Raw genomic sequence first — 18254 nt, 5'->3', positions numbered from 1 at the left:
ACAACCTACCGCTTCTGCGACGCGGCCACGCTGCCCAGGATCAACGCACCGGCAACCACCATCGCCCCGGTCACCGCTTCGCCCAGGAACAACCACGCAAACAGCGCGCCGAACATCGGGACCAGGTAGGTGACGGTCGAGGCGCGGGCCGGGCCGATGCGGGCGATGAGGCGGTAGAACATCAGGAACGCCAGGCCGGTACACACCACGCCCAGGGCAATGGCGCAGGCCCAGGACACGGTCGGGATCGGGCCGGTGGGCCAGTGGGTAAGCGCCATCGGCAACAACGCGATGGCAGCGCACCCGAGGGTGGCCCCCGCGGATGCGGCCGGCGGCAAGCCGGTCATGTGCCGCTTCACCAGGTTCACCCCCAGGCCGTACAGCAGCGCGGCCAATGCGCCGGCGATCACCGCCGCGCCGATGCTCAGCCCCGACACCTTGGCGGTGGCCAGCACCACCACGCCGGCAAAGCCGACCAGCAGCGCGATGGCGCGGCGCATGCCGATCTTTTCGCCGAAGAACAGGAAGGCAATCAGCGCGGCGAACAGCACGGTCATGGCATTGCAGATCGCCCCGATCGCAGCCGGGGCGTGTTGCGCGGCCCAGGCGAACAGCACGAACGGGATCGCGGAGTTGATCACGCCGATCGGCGCCAACCACAGCCAGCGCCGCGCCGGGAACTGCGCGCGGGCTTGCCACAGGAACGGCAGCAGCACGAGCGCGCCCAGCAGCAGCCGCACCTCCACCAGCGCATAGGGGCCGAAGCTGGGCACCGCCACGCGCATGAACAGGAACGAGCAGCCCCAGATCGCGCCCAACACGGTCAGCTCCAGCGGGGTGCGCCAGTCGCGTTCGACCACGGCGCTGGCCAGCGGTGCGCCGCTCATGGCCGCACCCCGGACAACAGGCAGATGCGTGGCTGAATGGCGGTCGCGGACGGCAACATGGGGGCGGCTCCAGGGGACAGGGGCACAGCATCCGCCTACCGGAACGGGCCTACAAGCGCGTAGTATCCGGGCAAGCCACAAATCTCATTTGGGTCTCGCCCATGATCCTGCGCCCTGCCCTGCTGCCCGCGCTGGGGGTCTTCGCGGTCGCCGCGCGCCACCAGAATTTCGCCCATGCCGCCGAAGAGCTGCACCTGACCGCCAGTGCGGTCAGCCACCACGTGCGCAAGCTGGAAGTAGTGCTGGGCACGGTCCTGTTCCAGCGCCACGCGCGCGGGGTGCGGTTGACCGCCGAGGGCCGCCAGCTGGCCGATGCCGCCGCCGCGGCGTTGAGCGATCTCAATGCGGTGGCCGGCAACCTGCATCCCCAGGCCGACATCGTGCCGCTGCGGGTGACCACCATCCGTTCGCTGTCGTACTGCTGGCTGGTGCCCCGGTTGGCCCGCTTCACCGCCCAGTACCCGCAGGTGCGCATCGAACTGCAGACCAGTACCGAGCTGGTGCGTTTCGACGAGGCCGGGCCGGAACTGGGCATCCGCTACGGGCTGGGGCAATGGCCCGGCCTGCGCGCGCATCACCTGATGGACGACGCGCTGTGCCCGGTCGCGTCGCCCGCGTTGGCAGGCGTGGCGGCCCTGCGCGAACCAGCGCAGATCGCGGCGTTGCCCCTGATCAGCGACATGTCACCGCAGGGCTGGCGCGACTGGTTCCGCGCCGCCGGGGTGCGCGGCCTGGAACTGCCCTCAGTGCATTCGTTCAGCGACAGCACCGACGCGATGCGCGCGGCGGTGTATGGCATCGGCGCGGTGCTGGCGCGCAAGCACATCGCCCAGCCGTATCTGCAACGCTATGAACTGGTGCGGTTGCCGGGCCCGGCCCTGAAGGCGCGCTATGCCTATTACGTGGTGCATGCCGAACACCGCCCGCTCAGCCCGACCGCAGTGGCCTTCATGGATTGGCTCAAACGCGAAGCGCTGGATGAGCGCACGCCGATACCGGCGCTGCCGGACGAATTGCTGGGCCGGCCCGCATTGTCCGGTGCGCGGTAGTGCCCATCCTCACCCGGCCTTGTCCACGCGCTGGCTAGGCTGGAGTTCCTTTCCCCCAAGGCGTGTTCCATGGCCCTGTTGCGACTCAGAATTACCGGCAGCGATGACGACGCGCGTGCCATCACCGACCTGCTGCAGAGCATCGAAGGCATCGAGCATGTCGAGGAAACCGACGACCTGATGCCGCACATGGACGATGACGATTCCAGTTCGGCGGGCCTGTCCGACGACATCGGCCCGGGCATCCACGAGCTGGAAGTGGAGGTGGGCAATGCGCTCGCCGCCCAGCGCGTGCGCGATGCGGTGCAGGAACTGGCGCTGGAGCTGGACGTGTTCGTGGAATACGAGCACGACGAAGGCTGATGGCTGCGCGGTGCCGGCCTTGACCGGCACCGCGCCTTGCCGCGTCAGCTGGCCCGTGCGGCCAGGCGGCGTTTGCGGCGGCGCCACAGCACGCTGCCGATCCAGGCGAACACCCAGGCCACCACGGCCCACGGCAGCAACGCCGACAGCGCGCGGATCAGGAAGGCCACGCTGGTGGTCAGCACGGCACCGGACTCGCTCAGCGCTTCACCGATCTGGCTGCGGCTGCGCTGCCCGGACGGGGTGTGGAACTGCATCGTCACCAGCTGCGTGTCGATACGGCGGTGCTGCTGGGCCGCCTCCTTGTTGGCCTGCTCCACCCCGGCCTCGATTTCCGAGAGGCGCTGGGTGATGGTGAGCAGGTCGGCCAGCTTGATGTCCTTGCTGTCCTGGTAGGCCAGCAGCCGCTCGTGCTCCTTCTGCAGGCGCGCCTTGGTGAGCGCGGTGTCGGCCACCTGCTGGGCGAGGTCTTCGGCATGGGTGTTGCGCGAGGCCACCTCACCGCCCTGCCCGGCCAGCCCGATCAGTGGCTCGACCCCCTTGGGCGCGATCCGCACCTTGACCGAACCGCTGGGGTATTCGCCGCCCTGCTGGCCCACCTGCAGGACCGCGCAGTCACCGAACCGCGCGGACTGGCACGCCTCGGCGATCTGCTTCACGCGCGGGGCGATGCCGGCCGCGTCCAGGGTGATGTCCAGATCGTGTTCGTAGGCCAGCATCGCCCCCTCCGGCGATGCCAGTGCACCGGCGCCCGCGTCGGCGGCCGCTTCGCCGTGCTTCTGGGCCGCACAGCCGGCCAGCCCGAGCACCAGCATCCCTGCCCATGCACCCTTGGGGTGCCACATCGTCCGTTTCATCTATTTGCTTGCTCCGTCGAAGCGATTGATCGTAAGCCCGTCCAGGTCCACCCCGGGCAGGCAACGTACGTTCACCGCCACCATTTTGCTTCCACTGCGGGGGTCCACGCCCTCGCTGAACGGGGCGGTGCCACAGGTGCGGCAATGGTGGTGGTCCAGGTGGTGCTGGTTGAACTGGTAGGTGGCCACGTCGGCCGGATCGGTGGTCAGCCGCAGCGCCTCGCGCGGGCCGAACCACAGCAGGCCACCGCGGCGGCGGCACAGCGAACAGTTGCAGTCCAGGGCCTCGGTGATCGGCTCGGCCGCCTCGACCACGAACGCGATCTGCCCGCAATGGCAGCTCCCTTCGTACTGCATGGCGCACCCTCCGGCTGGGAAAGGGCCATGGTAATCCAATGGCACGGGCGCGGCCGGGCGCGGGGGCCTATGCTCGGCGATTGACCACAGCACAGGATCGCCGATGCGCCAGCATCTTCTCGCCCTCGCCCTGATCGCCGCCCTCGGCGGCTGCCAGCAGGCCGACGCCCCGACCGCCGCACCCGGTACGCCGGCCGCCGCTGCACCTGCCGGCGACGCCGCCGTGGACGCCGCCTTCGCCGACCTGTCCAAGCGCGCCCTGGACACCTGGATGCAGCTGTCCCCGATCAGCGCCACCCAGATCGGCGATCACCGCTACGACAGCGAGATCGACGACCTGAGCGCGGCCGGCCAGCAGAAAGTGCTGACCGCGTACAAGGCACTGCTGGGCGATCTGGACAAGATCGACGTCAGCAAGCTCTCGCGCGAGAACCAGGTGGACGCGGCGATCCTGCGCAACCAGCTGCAGTCCGAAGTCTGGACCGCGGAAGTGCTGCAGTCGCCCAAGTGGGACCCGCAGATGTACAACGGCATGGCCGGCAGCGCGCTCTATGGCCTGATGGCGCGTGAGTTCGCGCCGCTGCCCGACCGCCTGAAGTCGGCGACCGCGCGCATGGAGAAGCTGCCGCAGATCTTCGCCCAGGCCCGCGAGAACCTGGACCCGGCCCGCGTGCCGAAGATCCACGCCGAAACCGTGGCCAAGCAGAACCGCGGCATCCTGAGCATCGTCGATACCTTCATCACCCCGCACATCGGTGAGTTGCCGGCCGAAGACCAGACGCGCCTGCAGGCTGCGATCGAGGGCCTGAAGAAGGCCGTCGACGAACAGCAGACCTGGCTGGACAAGACCCTGGTGCCGAACGCCAAGGGTGACTTCCGCATCGGTGCGGAGCTGTACGACCAGAAGCTGAAGTTCGCGCTGAACGCCTCGCTCTCGCGCGCCGAGATCGGCGAGCGCGCGCGTGCCGAACTCAAGCGCGTGCGCCAGGACATGTATGGCATCGCGCAGACCGTGCTCAAGGACAAGCCCGGCGCCCCGGCGCTGCCGGCCAACCCGAGCGACGAGCAGCAGCAGGCCGCGATCGAAGCCGCGCTGGAGCTGGCCTATGCCGACAAGCCGGCACGCGACAAGGTCGTTGAAGACGCCAAGGCCGCGCTGGAGCAGTCCACCGAATTCGTGCGCAAGCATGACCTGATGACCCTGCCCGATTCGCCGGTCGACATCATCCTGATGCCGGAATTCCAGCGTGGCGTGGCCGTGGCCTACTGCGATTCGCCGGGCCCGCTCGACAAGAACCTGAAGACCTTCTATGCGGTCTCGCCGATCCCGGACGACTGGACCGACAAGCAGGTCGATTCGTTCCTGCGCGAATACAACAGCCGCATGATCCACCTGCTGAGCATTCACGAAGGCACCCCGGGCCATTACCTGGAAGGCTGGCACTCGGGCAAGTTCCCCTCCACGCTGCGCGCGGTGCTGCGTTCGGGCCTGTTCGCCGAAGGCTGGGCGGTCTACACCGAGCGGATGATGCAGGAGCAGGGTTACCTGGACAACGATCCGCTCTTCCACCTGGTGCAGCTGAAGTTCTACCTGCGCACCATCTCCAACGCGATCCTGGATCAGGGCGTGCACGTGGACAACTGGACGCGTGAGCAGGCGATGCACCTGATGACCCACGACGCCTTCCAGCAGGAAAGCGAAGCCTCGGGCAAGTGGGTGCGTGCGCAGCTGACCTCTGCGCAGCTGCCGACTTACTTCGTCGGCGCGCAGGAACACTTCGATACCCGCAAGGCCGTGCAGGACAAGCAGGGCGCGAAGTTCAACCTGAAGGCGTACCACGATCAGATGCTGTCCTACGGCGCCCCGCCGGTGCGCTTCGCGCGCCAGCTGATGCTGGATCAGCCGATCGAGTAAGCACTGCCTCGTTCCTCGTCAGACAGGCAAACGGCCCGGGGTGACCCGGGCCGTTCTCTTTTCTGCGTGGCGGGCATGACGCGCCTTACGCGTCGGCAGCCACGAAGCCCCCGGTCTGCCGCGCCCACAGCCGCGCATACAATCCGCCGGCCGTGATCAGCTCGGCGTGCGTGCCGGTTTCCACGATGCGGCCCTGATCCATCACTACCAGCCGGTCCATGCGCGCGATGGTGGACAGGCGGTGCGCGATCGCGATCACCGTCTTGCCGGTCATCAATTCATCCAGGTTGTCCTGGATCGCCGCTTCCACTTCCGAATCCAGTGCCGATGTTGCCTCGTCCAGCACCAGGATCGGGGCGTCCTTGAGCAGCACCCGCGCGATCGCGATGCGCTGGCGCTGGCCACCGGACAGCTTCACCCCGCGCTCGCCGACATGCGCGTCGTAACCACGACGCCCTTCCCCATCGACCAGCGTATCGATGAAGGCCGAGGCGCGCGCCTTGGCCACCGCGGCGTGCAGCTGCGCTTCGGTTGCATCCGGACGCCCGTACAGCAGGTTGTCGCGGATCGAACGGTGCAGCAGCGAGGTGTCCTGGGTGACCACGCCGATCTGCCGGCGCAGGCTTTCCTGGGTGACCCGGGCGATGTCCTGGCCATCGATGCGGATCTGCCCGCTTTCCAGGTCGTACAGCCGCAGCAGCACATTGACCAGGGTCGACTTGCCGGCACCCGAGGGACCCACCAGACCGATCTTCTCACCGGGCTTCACCTGCAGGTCCAACCCGGCGATCACACCCCCGCGTTTTCCGTAATGGAAATGGATGTGATCGAAATGCACGCCGCCCTGGCTCACGACCAAGGGCACGGCATCGGCGCGGTCCTGCACGGTCAGCGGCTGGGAGATGGTGGTGATCCCGTCCTGCACCGTGCCGATATCTTCGAAGATGCCGTTGATCGTCCACATGATCCAGCCGGACATGTTGTGGATGCGGATCACCAGGCCGGTGGCCAGTGTGATCGCACCGACGCTGATGTGCCCGCCGTTCCACAGCCACAGCGCAAGGCCGCAGGTGCCCACGATCAGGAAGCCGTTGACGATGGCGATGGTGACTTCCAGCCCGGTGGTGACCCGGGTCTGGCCGCGGTGCTTGGTGGCCAGTTCGTCGATCGCCTCGGCCACGTAGGCCTGCTCGCGCCCGCCATGGGCGAACAGCTTCAGCGTGGGCACGTTGGTGTAACCATCCACGATGCGGCCCATCGCTTTGGAGCGCGCTTCGGAGGCGATCCACGCACGCTCTTTCGCCCGCGGCACGAAGTACCACATGATCACCGCATAGCCGGCCATCCACAGCCCCAGCGGGATCATCAGCCGCCAGTCCGCCTGCGCGAACAGGTACAGCGCGGTGCCGGTGTAGACGATGATGTACCAGAGCGAATCGACCATCTGCACGGCCGATTCGCGCAGCGAGGTGCCGGTCTGCATGACCCGGTTGGCCATGCTGCCGGCGAAATCGTTCTGGAAGAAGCTCAGGCTCTGCCGCACCACATAGTTGTGCATCAACCAGCGCGAGCGGTTGCTCAGCCCCGGCACGATCGCCTGGTTCACCAGCAGGCTGTGCAGCGACACCAGCAGCGGCCGCGCGATCAGGGTGATGCCGGCCATCCACATCAATGTATTCGCATGCCGGGCGAAGAAATCGCTGCCGGGCTGCTCGGCGACCATGTCCACGATGCGGCCAAGGAAATCGAACATCGCCACTTCGACCAGCGCCAGCAGCAGGCCGGCGATCAGCGTGGCCAGCAGCACCGGCCACACCGGGCGCAGATAGTGGATATAGAACGGCACCACCGTGCGCGGTGGCATGCGCGCATCGATCGGCGGGAAAACCGGAATCAGCGATTCGAACCAGCGGAACATCGCAGTGCACCGAAAATAAAACAGGCCGCGATTATCCCACCGCGGCCTGCTGTTTTACTCTCACCTCCATCACACGCCGGCGACGGGGTTCAGCCCTTGGCCTCCGGCGCGATCGGTGTCAGCAGCAGGTCCTGGAAATCGAAACTGAAATCGGTCAGCGAGGACACCGCCTGCAGGCGGACCTCGCGGACCTTGCCGTCCGGATCGAGACTGAAATTCACGAAGGCATCGGCGTTGAGCGAGCGGTCGTCCCAGCGCACCAGGAAGGTATCGTGCTGCCAATGCTCCAGCGTGCCGATCAACTGTGCGGTCTTGCCGAAGCGCAGGCGCAGCTTGCCGCCCTGCTGCTCAACGAATACATCGCCGTACCATGCGTCGCGGTAGCCTCCTGCGTAGCGCGCCAGCGGCAGCGACGGCTTGGACCTCGCATCACGTGCGGCCTGGTGCTTGGCCCAGCCCTCGTCCGCCTTCTCCTGCGATTTGGCCACGGCGGCCGCATAGGCGGCGACCCAGTCGGTGGCCGGTGCCTGCAGATAGGCATCCAGCGCTTCCATCGTGATCGCGTTGAAGGCCGCGCCCACTTCCTGGTTGGTCAACACCACGATGCCCAGCTTCTGCGCCGGTACCAGGGTCACGCGCGAGACCATGCCCGGCCAGCCGCCGGTATGCCAGACCAGTTTCTGGCCCCGGTAATCGCTCAGGCTCCAGCCCTCGCCATAGCCGGCGAAGTTCGGCCGTGCCGCCGCCAGCTGCGGCACGCTCGGCTCGGGCACCACCTGCGGGGTGATCATCTGCCACATCGCCTGCTGGGTCTTGGCGGTGAACAGCGGCTGCCCGTTCTCCAGCGTGCCCTGGGCCAGCTGCACGTTCATCCAGCGCGCCATGTCGTGCACGCTGGAATAGATGCCGCCGGCGCCGGCGTTGTTGGACCAGGTCAGCGGCGCGACGGTACGCAACTGGCTGAAATCATACTTGGCGTGCCCCACTGCAGCGTTGTCGCCGGGCTGCAGATGATCGGCGTTGTAGCGGGTGCCTTGCATGCCCACCGGGGTGAAGATGTGCTGCTGCAGGAAGTCCGCATAGGTCTGCCCGGACACCTGCTCGATCACCTGCTGGGCGACCGCGTAGAGAATGTTGTCGTAGGCATAGCGATCACGGAAGCCGGCCTTCAACGGCACCTTGCCCAGCCGCTGCACCACCTCTTTGTTGCTGTAGGAGGTGGTCGGCCAGAACAGCAGGTCGCCCGCGCCCAGGCTCAGGCCACTGCGGTGCGACAGCAGGTCGCGGATGCGCATTTCCCCGGTCACGTACGGATCGGACATGCGGAAGCCAGGCAGATGATCGATCACGCGATCATCCATCTTCAGCTTGCCCTGCTCGGCCAGCAGATTCAGCGAGGTGGCGGTGAACGCCTTGGTATTGGAGGCGATCGCAAACAGCGTATCGGCCTGCACCGGGTCCGGCTTGCCCAGCTCGCGCACCCCGTAGCCGCGCTCCATCACCACCTTGCCATCCTTGACCACCGCCACGGCGATGCCGGGGATGTCGAACTCGCTGCGGGCGCGTTCGATGGTGGCGTCCAGCCGCTGCAGTTCGGCCGGCACGGCGGCCGATGCCAAGGGTGCGCATGCCAGCAGCACGGCGCCTCCGATCCAGGATGTATTCAAGCAGTGTCTCCGGTTGCGTGTGGCGGGGGCGTCGAGGGTGCCGATGCCCCGGTTTCGCACGATGGTAACGCGGCCCGGATCAGGCTCGCCTGTGCCAGAAGGAGGCCCGCCATGACCGCGCCCGCTGAGACCGTCGCCACCCTCATTCCCTGCCTGCGCTACCGCGATGCGCACGCCGCCATTGCCTGGCTGCAGCGCGCGTTCGGCTTCCAGAAACAGGCGGTCTACGCCGATGGCGATACCGTTCACCACGCCCAGCTTGTCTACGGCCACGGCATGATCATGCTGGGCTCGGTCGACAACGGCAGTGAGTGGGGCCGCTACAGCGTCCACCCGGACGAGGTCGGCGGTCGCCAGACCCAGAGCGCCTGCGTGATCGTCGCCGATCCGGATGCGCATCATGCGCGCGCCGTTGCCGCCGGCGCGCAGATCGTCATGGACATCGCCGACCAGCCCTATGGCGGCCGCGGCTATGCCTGCCGCGATCTGGAAGGCTACCTGTGGTGGTTCGGCAGCTACGACCCATGGGTCGACCACGCGGACGGCGCATGAGCGCTGCGGCCGGCTCCATCCGCACGGGTATCGGTGGCTGGGTCTTCCCGGCGTGGCGGGGCGGCACGTTCTATCCGGCTGGATTGCCGCAGCGCGAAGAGCTGGCCCACGCCAGCCAACACCTGGGCTGCATCGAGATCAACAGCACGTTCTACCGTGCGCAGAAGCCAGCCATCTATGCGCAGTGGCGCGCGCAGACCCCCGAGGGCTTCCGCTTCTCGGCCAAGGCACCGCGAACCATCACCCAGACCCATGACCTGACCACCGTCGGCGAACGTGCGGAGCGCTTCATCAACGGCATCAGCGCGCTGGAGGACCGGCTGGGTCCATTGATCTGGCAGTTCGGCGACAGCCATCCCGCCGGTGCAGCCGAATTCGATCGGTTCCTGGGCATGCTGCCGCGCAAGGTCGACGGCCACCGCCTGCAGCACGCACTGGAGGTGCGCAACCCCGCGGCATGGACGCCGGCGCTGCTGACCGCTGCCCGTGCGCACGGTGCCGCACTGGTGTTCAGTGGCTCGGATGAGTACCCCAGTTTCGCCGACCCCACTGCCGACTTCATCTATGCGCGATTGATGCACTCACGCGCGAACCTGCGTGCCGGCTACCCGGCACGGGCGCTGGAACAGTGGTGCCTGCGTGCGATGCGCTGGGCCCGCGGCGAAGACAACCCGGACCTGCCCCACCTCGCTGCCGAGGCGCCCGCAGGGACACCGCGGCAGGTCTACGTGCTGTTCATCGGCGCGGCCAAACACCGTAATCCTTGCGCGGCGATGGCCCTGCGCGACCAGCTGCTGCAGCTCGGCGACGGGTGAGTCCTCAGCCGCGCCGGCGGCGGGCGGCCAGCGTGCCATCCAGCCACCACAACAGCGCGCCGCTCACCATGAACAATACGGCCACGCCCAGCACGTTGCGCAGGACCAGCGCCGCGCCCAGCGCGCTCGGATCCAGAAACGGGTACGGGTACTGACCGCTGAGGCGGCCGACCAGCAGCGCCCAGCCCAGATAGACCGTCGGGAACGCCAGGGCGGCGAGCAGCCCACGCCGGTGCAGGCCGCCATGCGGTCCGGCCAGCCAGCCGACCAGGTACATCACCGGCACGGCGTAATGCAGGCCGGTATCGGCCCACCACTGTGCGCCCTGCGGGTCCCACAACGGCGCCAGGAGGGTCACGTAGATCAGCCCGGTGATGCCGATGAACAACGCCACCGCCGCGCGCGGTACCGGACCGGCCAGCCCTGTCCGGCGGCCGCAGGCCAGCGCCACGCAGACCGTAGCCACCCCGATGTTGCTGAGGATGGTGAAGTAGCCCAGATAGCGCAGCGTCGCGTCCGCCACCGCCAGGCCAGGCGTGCGCAGCAGCAGGGCGTACTGCAGCAGCAGGGACGCCACCGCCACCGCGGCGGTGAGACCGGCCCAGCCGCGCAGCGCCGGTGACAGGACGGAGGCAAGCGTTTCGATGTGATGGCGTGTCATCAGCGCAGGATGCCACGGCCCTGTAGAGGATCGCGTGGAAGGCATCGCTACGGGCGCGGCTTGCCGCACAATATGCAGATGCCGATGACCGATACCCGCAGAGCCCTGCTGCAAATCCATTTCTGTGTGCTGCTGTGGGGCGTCACTGCCATCCTCGGCAAGCTGATCACCCTGCCCGCTCTGCCGCTGGTGTGGTGGCGCATGCTGCTGGTGGTGGCAATGCTGGCGCTGGTCCCGCGCGTGTGGCGTGGGCTGCGCCAGCTGTCGCCGCGCCTGGTCGCCGGCTACTGCGGTGTGGGCGCCCTGGTCGCGCTGCACTGGCTGACCTTCTATGGCGCAGTGAAACTCGCCAATGCCTCGGTGGCCGCCACCTGCATCGCGCTGGCGCCGGTGTTCACCGCCGTGATCGAACCGTGGGTGGCCAAGCGCCCGTTCCAGTTCCGCGAACTGGCCTTCGGCATTCTGGTCTTGCCGGGCGTGGCGCTGGTCGTGGGTGGCGTGCCCGATGGCATGCGCCTGGGCGTGCTGATCGGCGCGCTGTCGGCGCTGCTGGTGGCGATCTTCGGCTCACTCAACAAGCGCCTGGTCAGCCACGCCGACCCGCTCACCGTGACCGCGCTGGAACTCGGCGCGGGCACGCTCACCCTGACCCTGCTGGCGCCGGTACTGCCCTTCCTGCTGCCCGCCCTGGCCAGCGACCTGTGGGTTATCCCGGACCTGCACGACGGCCTGCTGCTGTTGGCCTTGGCGGGGCTGTGCACGCTGCTGCCATTCGCGCTGGCGCTGGTGGCGTTGCGCCACATCAGCGCCTACACCTCGCAGCTGGTCACCAACCTGGAGCCGGTCTACGCGATCCTGCTGGCGATGGTGCTGCTCAGCGAGCAGCGCGAACTGACCCCGTTGTTCTATGCGGGTGTGGCGATCATCGTTGGCGCGGTGTTCCTGCACCCGCTGCTCAACCGCCGCAGGAAGGTCCAGCATCCGGAACTGATGGCGACCTCCGAAGCGCGCAACATCGCCGATTGAGCGGGCCAACACGGTCCACACAGCTCAGTCGGCGCGGATCACCCGATTGCGGCCCTCGCCCTTGGCCCGGTACAGCGCCGCATCGGCGCGGGCCAGGGTCTGCTCGATCGCATCGCCATGGCGGTGCGCGGCCACCCCGATGCTGATCGTCAGCGGCAGGCCCAACGGCAGATCAGTCACCGCCATGCGCAGGAAATCGCACTGCAGTTCGGCCGTGGCCAGCGGCGTGTCGGGCATCAGCACCACGAACTCCTCGCCGCCATACCGCGCGGCCAGGCCGTGCCCGGCGAAATGGGCGCGCAGCAGCCGGGCCAGTTCGGACAGCACATGGTCACCGGTGGCATGCCCGTACAGATCATTGACGGTCTTGAAGTGATCGATGTCCAGCAACGCCACGGCGGTCGCGCGCGGTTGGCCATCGGCATCGCGTACCGCCGCTTCCAGCGCCGCACTCATCGCGCGGCGGTTGGGCAGGCCGGTCAGCGGATCGGTCCGGCTCTGTTCGGCCAGGTCCGCGTTCTGCTGCTCCAGCAGTTCGTTGTATTCGGCCAGCCGCTGTTCGTACCAGGCACGGTCGGTCATGTGCTGCTGGATTTCATGCGCATAGCGGCGCAGTTCCATCACCAGCGAGACCTGCCGGGACAGCGCGGTGAGCGCCAGCAACTGGCTGCTGTCCAGATGCCCCGGGGCCGCATCGAACACGCACAGTGTGCCCAGCGGCAAGCCTTCGACACTGAGCAGCGGCGCGCCGGCGTAGAAGCGCACGTGCGGGTCGTCCACCACCACCGGGTTGTCCGAGAAACGTGGATCGCTGCGCGCGTCCTCGACCACCATCACCTGGTCCGGGGTCAGGATGGCGTGGGCACAGAAGGAGAGGTCGCGATGGGTCTCACAGGCGTCCAACTGCTGGCGCGCCTTGAACCACTGGCGGTCCTGGTCGACCAGGGTCACTGCCCCCATCCGGGTGCCGCACAGGGCGGTGGCGATCGTCACCAGATCGTCGAACGAGCGTTCCTGGGGGGTATCGAGAATCTGGTAGCGCTGCAGCGCCAACAGGCGCTGCGCTTCATTGTCCGGCTTGGAAGGCTTGATCATCGCGGCGGGCATCGACAGTACCCGCGCAGTCTATCCCTAGCGCGGCGTTACCAGTCCAGCTGCTTGGGCAGCAGGCCCTTCAGCTCGGCGTCGGTCAGGTTGCGCCATTGACCGGGCTTGAGCGCGCCCAGCTTGATGTTGTCGATGCGCACCCGGCGCAGCTGGGTGACGCGGAAACCGAACGCGGCGGCCATCAGGCGGATCTGCCGGTTCAGACCCTGCTGCAGGGTGATCCGGAAGCCGAACTTGGCCAGCTTGCTGGTCCGGCACGGCAGCGTGACTTCGTCGCGGATGCGCACGCCGCGCGCCATGCCCCGCAGGAACTCATCGGTGACCGCCTTGTTCACCGCCACCATGTACTCCTTCTGGTGGCCATTCTCGGCACGCAGGATCTGGTTGACGATGTTGCCGTTGCTGGTCAGCAGGATCAGGCCTTCGGAATCCTTGTCCAGGCGCCCGATCGGGAAAATGCGCTGTTCGTGGCCGACGAACTCCACGATGTTGCCCTTGACCGAGCTTTCGGTGGTGCAGGTGATGCCCACCGGCTTGTTCAGCGCGATATAGACGTGTTTGCGGCCGCCGGCCTTCTTCGCCTCGCGGGCGCGCAGCGGCTGGCCATCGACCAGTACCACGTCCTGCTCGCCAACCACCGCGCCGGTACCGGCGGGATGCCCATTGACGGTGACGCGGCGCTCGCCGATCAGGCGGTCGGCTTCGCGCCGGGAACAGAAGCCGGTATCGGCGATGTGCTTGTTGAGTCGGATTGTCATGCGCCCATTATCGGGCAAAAGCCGCGTCCCGCTGCGGATTTCGCACGCGCCGCCGTTTCAGGCCGGCAACGGATCGCCGGCCGTGGTGGTGCGTTCCCCATCATGGATCTGGTTGCGGCCGTTGCGTTTGGCGCAGTACATGGCGTGGTCGGCCCGGCGCAGCAGGCCGGCCAGGTCATCACTGCCGGGTTTGAGCACGGCCAGGCCGATGCTGGCTGACACCCGCAGCCCGTGAATGCCCAGGCCCTGCGCGACGGTGGCGACCTGTTGGCGGACGGTCTCCAGCCGGGCGACCGCGGCGGCGTGGCCAGCCCCCGGCAGCAGCACCAGGAACTCCTCCCCGCCCATCCGGATCACGTTGTCCTGGTTGCGTACGGCCCCCCGCAGGGCGCGGGCCACGGCCACCAGCACCTGATCCCCCCGCTCATGCCCGAACTGGTCGTTGATGTCCTTGAACAGGTCGATGTCCAGAAAGCCGATCGACAACGGCATCGGATCACGGCGCGCCTGCTCCAGATACTCGGCGAGCAGGCGCAGGCCTGCGCGACGATTGGGCAGGCCGGTCAGCATGTCGGTGTCGGCCAACTGGCGCATTTCATCGCGCTGACGGCGCAGGCGGCCCAGGCGCAGATTGAGCGCGTAGGCGGCCATCATCAGGAACCAGGTCGTGGACAGCTGCAGCGCTTCGATCCGATATGCCACCAGCCACTGCGCGTTGAACGCGTCGGCCACGATCATGATCCACCACGGTGCCAGCGCCAGCAGGCCCCGCAGTGCATACGCGTCGCGCCGCGACAGTCCCCACAGGCCCGCGCCGAGGCACAGTACGCAGCCGGCCATGAAGAACCACTCGAGCAGCTCGGAGACCACGGCCAGACCGTCCGGCCCCCACAACGGTACGGTCAGCCCCATGGCCATCAGGCCCCACAGCACGGCGTACTGGGCCGGGCGGGAACGCGGCCAGCGACGATCGCCGCCGTTGAGGCGCCACAGGATCGGCAGCAGCAGCGCTTCGCTGCAGGCACTCAGCGCCACCAGCCACCACGAGGCGTGCTCGTGCACGGGCAGCCACGGCTCGGGATAGCCGCTCAAGCCCCCCAGCACCGCCTGCCACAGCACGAACACCACGCACGCGCCGACATACACGAGGAACGAGCGGTCGCGGGTGGTGACCCACCCCATCAATGCCGACAGTGCCAGCGCGATCGCCACCGCGATGCAGGCCGCGCGCATCAGCAGCCGTGCCGTGTCGTTCTGCTGCACCGGACTCGGTGCCCCCAACTGGATGGTCGGCACCCAGCGCGGCTTGAGCGGGCGCGTCCAGGAGACCACGATCGGCTCGTGGTTGCCGGCCTCGGGCACCACCACCAGCCCGACCCCGGCACGGAACCGGGAATCGCGCGTGCGGGCGTCGTGCATGCTGCCGCAGATTTCGCGGTCGCCATGACTGATGCGGACCTCACCGGTGAGCACGCCGAACACATCCACGGCCTGCGGTTTCCCCGACCAGCCCTGCTGCGGAGACGGAATCGACAGGACCTCCTGGTGGCGGGCCAAAACATCCGGCGCACAGGCACGCTGGGGCGTCACCTCATCGGTGGCCCCGCCGAGCAACAGAAAATCCTGCCCCATCGTCGGCGATGCGGCCTGCGCGCTCCATGGCAACAGCCACAGCAGCAGCATCAGCACCACACCCCCGCTTGAAAACCCGCCCCCGTTGCTCACACCTGTGCCCCGCCCGCCCATGGTCGTCAGTGGACACCCCGCCCGCTGCCGTCTTCCACGATTATCGCATCATGGCGTGCCACGCCATGCATCCGATGACACACCGGCACGGGCCGGCCGCAGGGCTGGCTGGGTCATGCGTTCCAACGGAATCGGCCGCTCGATCGCGTACCCCTGCAGACCTTCCACCCCCATCTGCGCCAGTTGATCGGCCACCACCGCCGATTCCACCCACTCGGCGACCACCAGCATGTGCAGTTCGCGCCCGACTTCAGTGATCGCGCGCACCGCGGCGCGGTTGACCGGATCCAGGTTCATGTCGCGCACGAATACGCCATCGATCTTGAGCATGTCCGCCGGCAACTGACGGAGGTAGCCGAACGAGGACAGCCCCGAACCGAAATCGTCCAGCGCCATCCGGCAGCCGCGGGCCTTCACCGCATCGATGAAGGTGCGCGCCTGGTCGATGTTGCTGACCGCTGCGGTTTCGGTGATCTCAAAGCACAGCTTGCGGGCCAGGCCACGGTTGCGCTCCAGCAGATCGGTGACGAAGGCCAGGAAACTGGGCTCGGCGATCGACTGCGCGGACACGTTGACGTTGCACAGGCCAAGCTGCTGCACGTGCGCAGGGCACACCTGCAGGTGCCTGAACAACAGCGACAGCACGTGCCGATCCAGCGCCATGCCCATGCCGTAGCGCTCGACCGCCCCCATGAATTCCCCCGGCCCCTGCAGTACGCCTTCCGGGCTGCGCATGCGCACCAGTACTTCGTAATGCAGGAAGTCCGGATCGCCGACCCGCTCGATGCGCTGGGCGTACAGCAGCATGCGGTTTTCGGCGATCGCGCTGGAGACATTGGCCAACCGCTCCGCTTCGCGCCGACGCTCGTCCAGCGCCATGCGGCTTTCGTTGTAGCAATGCACGCGGTTGCGACCGGCCTCCTTGGCCGCGTAGCACGCACTGTCGGCTGCACTCATGAGCCAGTTCACATCCGGCGCTTCCGCGGTGACCTCGACCACGCCGATGCTGCAGCTCACCTTGGGAGCCCCGTCGCCATGCTGGAAACTCACCTGCCCCAACGTGCGGATTACCCGCTGCAGCACCTGCTTGGCCTCGTCCTGGCTGGCGTTGGCCAGGAACAAAGCAAACTCGTCACCGCCCAGGCGGCCCACCCAGTCGCCATCGCGCACGGCACCCACCAGGTAGTCGGCGAAGCTGCGCAGCAACTGGTCGCCTGCCGCGTGGCCGAGACCATCATTGACCAGCTTGAAGTAATCCAGGTCGATGTAGCACAGCGCGTGAGTACCGCCCTCGGCACACACCGTCGTCAGCGCGTGATCGAGCAGCCGCTCGATTTCACGGCGGTTTATCAGACCGGTCAGCGGATCGTGGCTGGCGTGGTGTTCCACCTCCCGCGCCAGCGCATGGTTCTGCGAAACATCCTCGACCAGCGCGAACACCGTCGGCGCCCGTGCCCGGGTGCGCACCACGGTGCCGCTCCAGCGGCCCCACATCAGGCTGCCGTCGGCACGCAGGAAGCGCAGCTCACCGGGGCGCAGCTGCCGCGGCCAGTCGATCCGGCCATGCTCGTCCAGTACCAGCTCGCCTTCCACCAGAACATCGGCCAGCGACAGGCTCAGCAAGGCCTCACGCCGGTGGTCGAGGATGTCGGCCATCGCCTGGTTGGCCTCGACGATCCCGCCTTCCTCGTCCAGTTTGAGCATGCCCACCGTGGCCTGATAGAACGCCGCCCGGAACCGGCTTTCCTGTTCGGTCAGGTCGTTGCGCACGCGCCGCGCCAGCAGCACGGCGATCAACGTGATCGCCAGCACGGACAACCCGCCGACGATGAAGGTGGTCATCCGTACCATCGCTGCGGTGTGCAACAACGCACCCGAGAACGCGCGGGCCTGGTTCTGCATGCCGACATCCAATGCCTGCACCTGGCGCAGCAGTCCCTGCTGGACGTCGGGCGTCAGGCCGCCAGTGGCATGCCCGGCCTGCACGCGATCGGTGATGGCCACCAACTGCAGCAGATCGTCATCGGTATCGCGCCACAGGCGGACCGCGTCGCGGAAATACGGCTGATCGCGCAGGTAGCGGTACGACAGGATCAGGCGGTTGATATCGCCGCGTGCGTTGCCGCCTTCGATGAAGCCCTGGCGCGCCGCGGCGATGTCCGGGTCGGCCTGCTCAAGGGCGCGGCGCGCGGAAAGATCGCCCAACGGCACCCGCAGCGCCTGCCGTGTCGCCGTCAGATCGTGCGACTCGCCGGAGGTGATGTAACGCGAGAGCGCGTGCGTGGCCTGTTGTTGGCCGCGTGACCAGTGACTCTGGCCCATGATCCAGGCCGTGGACGCGGCCTGCAGTTCCTGGATCAACGCGGAAATGCCGACCAGGCCAATGGCCATGCCGGTCAACAGTGCGAACCGCAGGGTCAGGCCCCGCGTGGAATACGGTACTGCGGTAACGCCACCATCCTTGCGACTTCCAACCATCGCCGATCCCCCCTGGGGCTGCGTGTGTGGAAACTCAT

16 protein-coding genes are annotated in these 18254 nt (G+C 67.5%); 6 read left to right on the top strand and 10 right to left on the bottom strand.

The features are described 5' to 3' along the window. Positions 1-5: 5 nt before the first annotated feature. On the bottom strand, positions 6-887 hold the full coding sequence (locus ACWV8V_RS02300; protein ID WP_137188980.1) for a DMT family transporter: 882 nt from the start codon (positions 885-887) through the stop codon (positions 6-8). Between the two features lie 161 nt (positions 888-1048). On the opposite strand from ACWV8V_RS02300, the gene ACWV8V_RS02295 reads away from it, so the two are divergent. Then, on the top strand, positions 1049-1996 hold the full coding sequence (locus ACWV8V_RS02295) for a LysR substrate-binding domain-containing protein (RefSeq protein WP_313246289.1): 948 nt from the start codon (positions 1049-1051) through the stop codon (positions 1994-1996). Positions 1997-2065: 69 nt separating this feature from the next. Further along, the gene (locus ACWV8V_RS02290) at positions 2066-2359 is read left to right on the top strand and encodes a hypothetical protein (RefSeq protein WP_038689504.1); all 294 of its coding nucleotides are present in this window, start codon (positions 2066-2068) and stop codon (positions 2357-2359) included. Between the two features lie 44 nt (positions 2360-2403). Here ACWV8V_RS02290 and ACWV8V_RS02285 read toward each other — a convergent pair whose 3' ends face one another. Further along, positions 2404-3216: a DUF4349 domain-containing protein gene (locus ACWV8V_RS02285; protein WP_455898844.1), complete on the bottom strand. Its 813-nt coding sequence runs from the start codon at positions 3214-3216 to the stop codon at positions 2404-2406. After that, the gene (locus ACWV8V_RS02280) at positions 3217-3573 is read right to left on the bottom strand and encodes a GFA family protein (protein ID WP_455898843.1); all 357 of its coding nucleotides are present in this window, start codon (positions 3571-3573) and stop codon (positions 3217-3219) included. It abuts the gene before it with no gap. Between the two features lie 103 nt (positions 3574-3676). Here ACWV8V_RS02280 and ACWV8V_RS02275 point away from each other — a divergent pair, with 103 nt between their 5' ends. Beyond that, on the top strand, positions 3677-5488 hold the full coding sequence (locus tag ACWV8V_RS02275) for a DUF885 domain-containing protein (protein WP_455898842.1): 1812 nt from the start codon (positions 3677-3679) through the stop codon (positions 5486-5488). Between the two features lie 85 nt (positions 5489-5573). Here ACWV8V_RS02275 and smrA read toward each other — a convergent pair whose 3' ends face one another. Together smrA and ACWV8V_RS02265 are read right to left on the bottom strand one after the other, a co-directional pair. Beyond that, complete coding sequence (gene smrA / locus ACWV8V_RS02270) at positions 5574-7406, bottom strand: multidrug efflux ABC transporter SmrA (RefSeq protein WP_455898841.1); 1833 nt, start codon at positions 7404-7406, stop codon at positions 5574-5576. Positions 7407-7495: 89 nt separating this feature from the next. After that, positions 7496-9073 carry a serine hydrolase gene (locus ACWV8V_RS02265; protein ID WP_259260125.1) on the bottom strand — a complete coding sequence of 526 codons (1578 nt, stop codon included), beginning with the start codon at positions 9071-9073 and terminating at the stop codon, positions 7496-7498. A gap of 111 nt (positions 9074-9184) precedes the next feature. On the opposite strand from ACWV8V_RS02265, the gene ACWV8V_RS02260 reads away from it, so the two are divergent. Continuing rightward, a complete protein-coding gene (locus ACWV8V_RS02260; protein WP_259260124.1) occupies positions 9185-9625 on the top strand; it encodes a VOC family protein in 441 nt (146 codons plus the stop codon). After that, positions 9622-10440 (top strand): DUF72 domain-containing protein, encoded by an 819-nt coding sequence (locus ACWV8V_RS02255; protein ID WP_455898840.1) that lies wholly within the window; start codon positions 9622-9624, stop codon positions 10438-10440. Before ACWV8V_RS02260 ends, ACWV8V_RS02255 begins: the two co-directional genes overlap by 4 nt. 4 nt (positions 10441-10444) lie before the next feature. Here the strand turns inward: ACWV8V_RS02255 and ACWV8V_RS02250 are convergent, their stop codons facing one another. Further along, positions 10445-11101, bottom strand: coding sequence for a Pr6Pr family membrane protein (locus ACWV8V_RS02250; RefSeq protein WP_455898839.1), 657 nt, complete (start codon positions 11099-11101; stop codon positions 10445-10447). Between the two features lie 78 nt (positions 11102-11179). On the opposite strand from ACWV8V_RS02250, the gene ACWV8V_RS02245 reads away from it, so the two are divergent. Further along, complete coding sequence (locus tag ACWV8V_RS02245; protein WP_123729696.1) at positions 11180-12127, top strand: DMT family transporter; 948 nt, start codon at positions 11180-11182, stop codon at positions 12125-12127. A 24-nt stretch (positions 12128-12151) separates the two neighbouring features. Here ACWV8V_RS02245 and ACWV8V_RS02240 read toward each other — a convergent pair whose 3' ends face one another. The 4 genes from ACWV8V_RS02240 to ACWV8V_RS02225 all read right to left on the bottom strand — a co-directional run bounded on the left by ACWV8V_RS02240 (position 12152) and on the right by ACWV8V_RS02225 (position 18216). Next, the gene (locus ACWV8V_RS02240) at positions 12152-13222 is read right to left on the bottom strand and encodes a sensor domain-containing diguanylate cyclase (protein WP_455898838.1); all 1071 of its coding nucleotides are present in this window, start codon (positions 13220-13222) and stop codon (positions 12152-12154) included. 47 nt (positions 13223-13269) lie between these two features. After that, the gene (locus tag ACWV8V_RS02235; protein ID WP_123728735.1) at positions 13270-13992 is read right to left on the bottom strand and encodes a pseudouridine synthase; all 723 of its coding nucleotides are present in this window, start codon (positions 13990-13992) and stop codon (positions 13270-13272) included. Positions 13993-14049: 57 nt separating this feature from the next. After that, positions 14050-15675, bottom strand: coding sequence for a sensor domain-containing diguanylate cyclase (locus ACWV8V_RS02230; protein WP_455899593.1), 1626 nt, complete (start codon positions 15673-15675; stop codon positions 14050-14052). A gap of 111 nt (positions 15676-15786) precedes the next feature. Continuing rightward, on the bottom strand, positions 15787-18216 hold the full coding sequence (locus ACWV8V_RS02225) for a putative bifunctional diguanylate cyclase/phosphodiesterase (protein WP_455898837.1): 2430 nt from the start codon (positions 18214-18216) through the stop codon (positions 15787-15789). Positions 18217-18254 lie beyond the last annotated feature (38 nt).

Source organism: Stenotrophomonas sp. Ker107b (assembly GCF_053847245.1).
This window is presented reverse-complemented; position numbering and strand designations above follow the sequence as displayed.

Excerpts from the sequence above, each read along its gene's own strand:
- ACWV8V_RS02245 (WP_123729696.1), top strand. The coding sequence starts at position 11,180 with ATGCCGATGACCGATACCCGCAGAGCCCTGCTGCAAATCCATTTCTGT.
- ACWV8V_RS02240 (WP_455898838.1), bottom strand. The coding sequence starts at position 13,222 with ATGATCAAGCCTTCCAAGCCGGACAATGAAGCGCAGCGCCTGTTGGCG.
- ACWV8V_RS02255 (WP_455898840.1), top strand. The coding sequence starts at position 9,622 with ATGAGCGCTGCGGCCGGCTCCATCCGCACGGGTATCGGTGGCTGGGTC.
- ACWV8V_RS02290 (WP_038689504.1), top strand. The coding sequence starts at position 2,066 with ATGGCCCTGTTGCGACTCAGAATTACCGGCAGCGATGACGACGCGCGT.
- ACWV8V_RS02285 (WP_455898844.1), bottom strand. The coding sequence starts at position 3,216 with ATGAAACGGACGATGTGGCACCCCAAGGGTGCATGGGCAGGGATGCTG.
- ACWV8V_RS02260 (WP_259260124.1), top strand. The coding sequence starts at position 9,185 with ATGACCGCGCCCGCTGAGACCGTCGCCACCCTCATTCCCTGCCTGCGC.
- ACWV8V_RS02275 (WP_455898842.1), top strand. The coding sequence starts at position 3,677 with ATGCGCCAGCATCTTCTCGCCCTCGCCCTGATCGCCGCCCTCGGCGGC.
- ACWV8V_RS02225 (WP_455898837.1), bottom strand. The coding sequence starts at position 18,216 with ATGGTTGGAAGTCGCAAGGATGGTGGCGTTACCGCAGTACCGTATTCC.
- ACWV8V_RS02250 (WP_455898839.1), bottom strand. The coding sequence starts at position 11,101 with ATGACACGCCATCACATCGAAACGCTTGCCTCCGTCCTGTCACCGGCG.
- smrA (WP_455898841.1), bottom strand. The coding sequence starts at position 7,406 with ATGTTCCGCTGGTTCGAATCGCTGATTCCGGTTTTCCCGCCGATCGAT.
- ACWV8V_RS02235 (WP_123728735.1), bottom strand. The coding sequence starts at position 13,992 with ATGACAATCCGACTCAACAAGCACATCGCCGATACCGGCTTCTGTTCC.
- ACWV8V_RS02300 (WP_137188980.1), bottom strand. The coding sequence starts at position 887 with ATGAGCGGCGCACCGCTGGCCAGCGCCGTGGTCGAACGCGACTGGCGC.
- ACWV8V_RS02230 (WP_455899593.1), bottom strand. The coding sequence starts at position 15,675 with ATGCTGCTGCTGTGGCTGTTGCCATGGAGCGCGCAGGCCGCATCGCCG.
- ACWV8V_RS02280 (WP_455898843.1), bottom strand. The coding sequence starts at position 3,573 with ATGCAGTACGAAGGGAGCTGCCATTGCGGGCAGATCGCGTTCGTGGTC.
- ACWV8V_RS02295 (WP_313246289.1), top strand. The coding sequence starts at position 1,049 with ATGATCCTGCGCCCTGCCCTGCTGCCCGCGCTGGGGGTCTTCGCGGTC.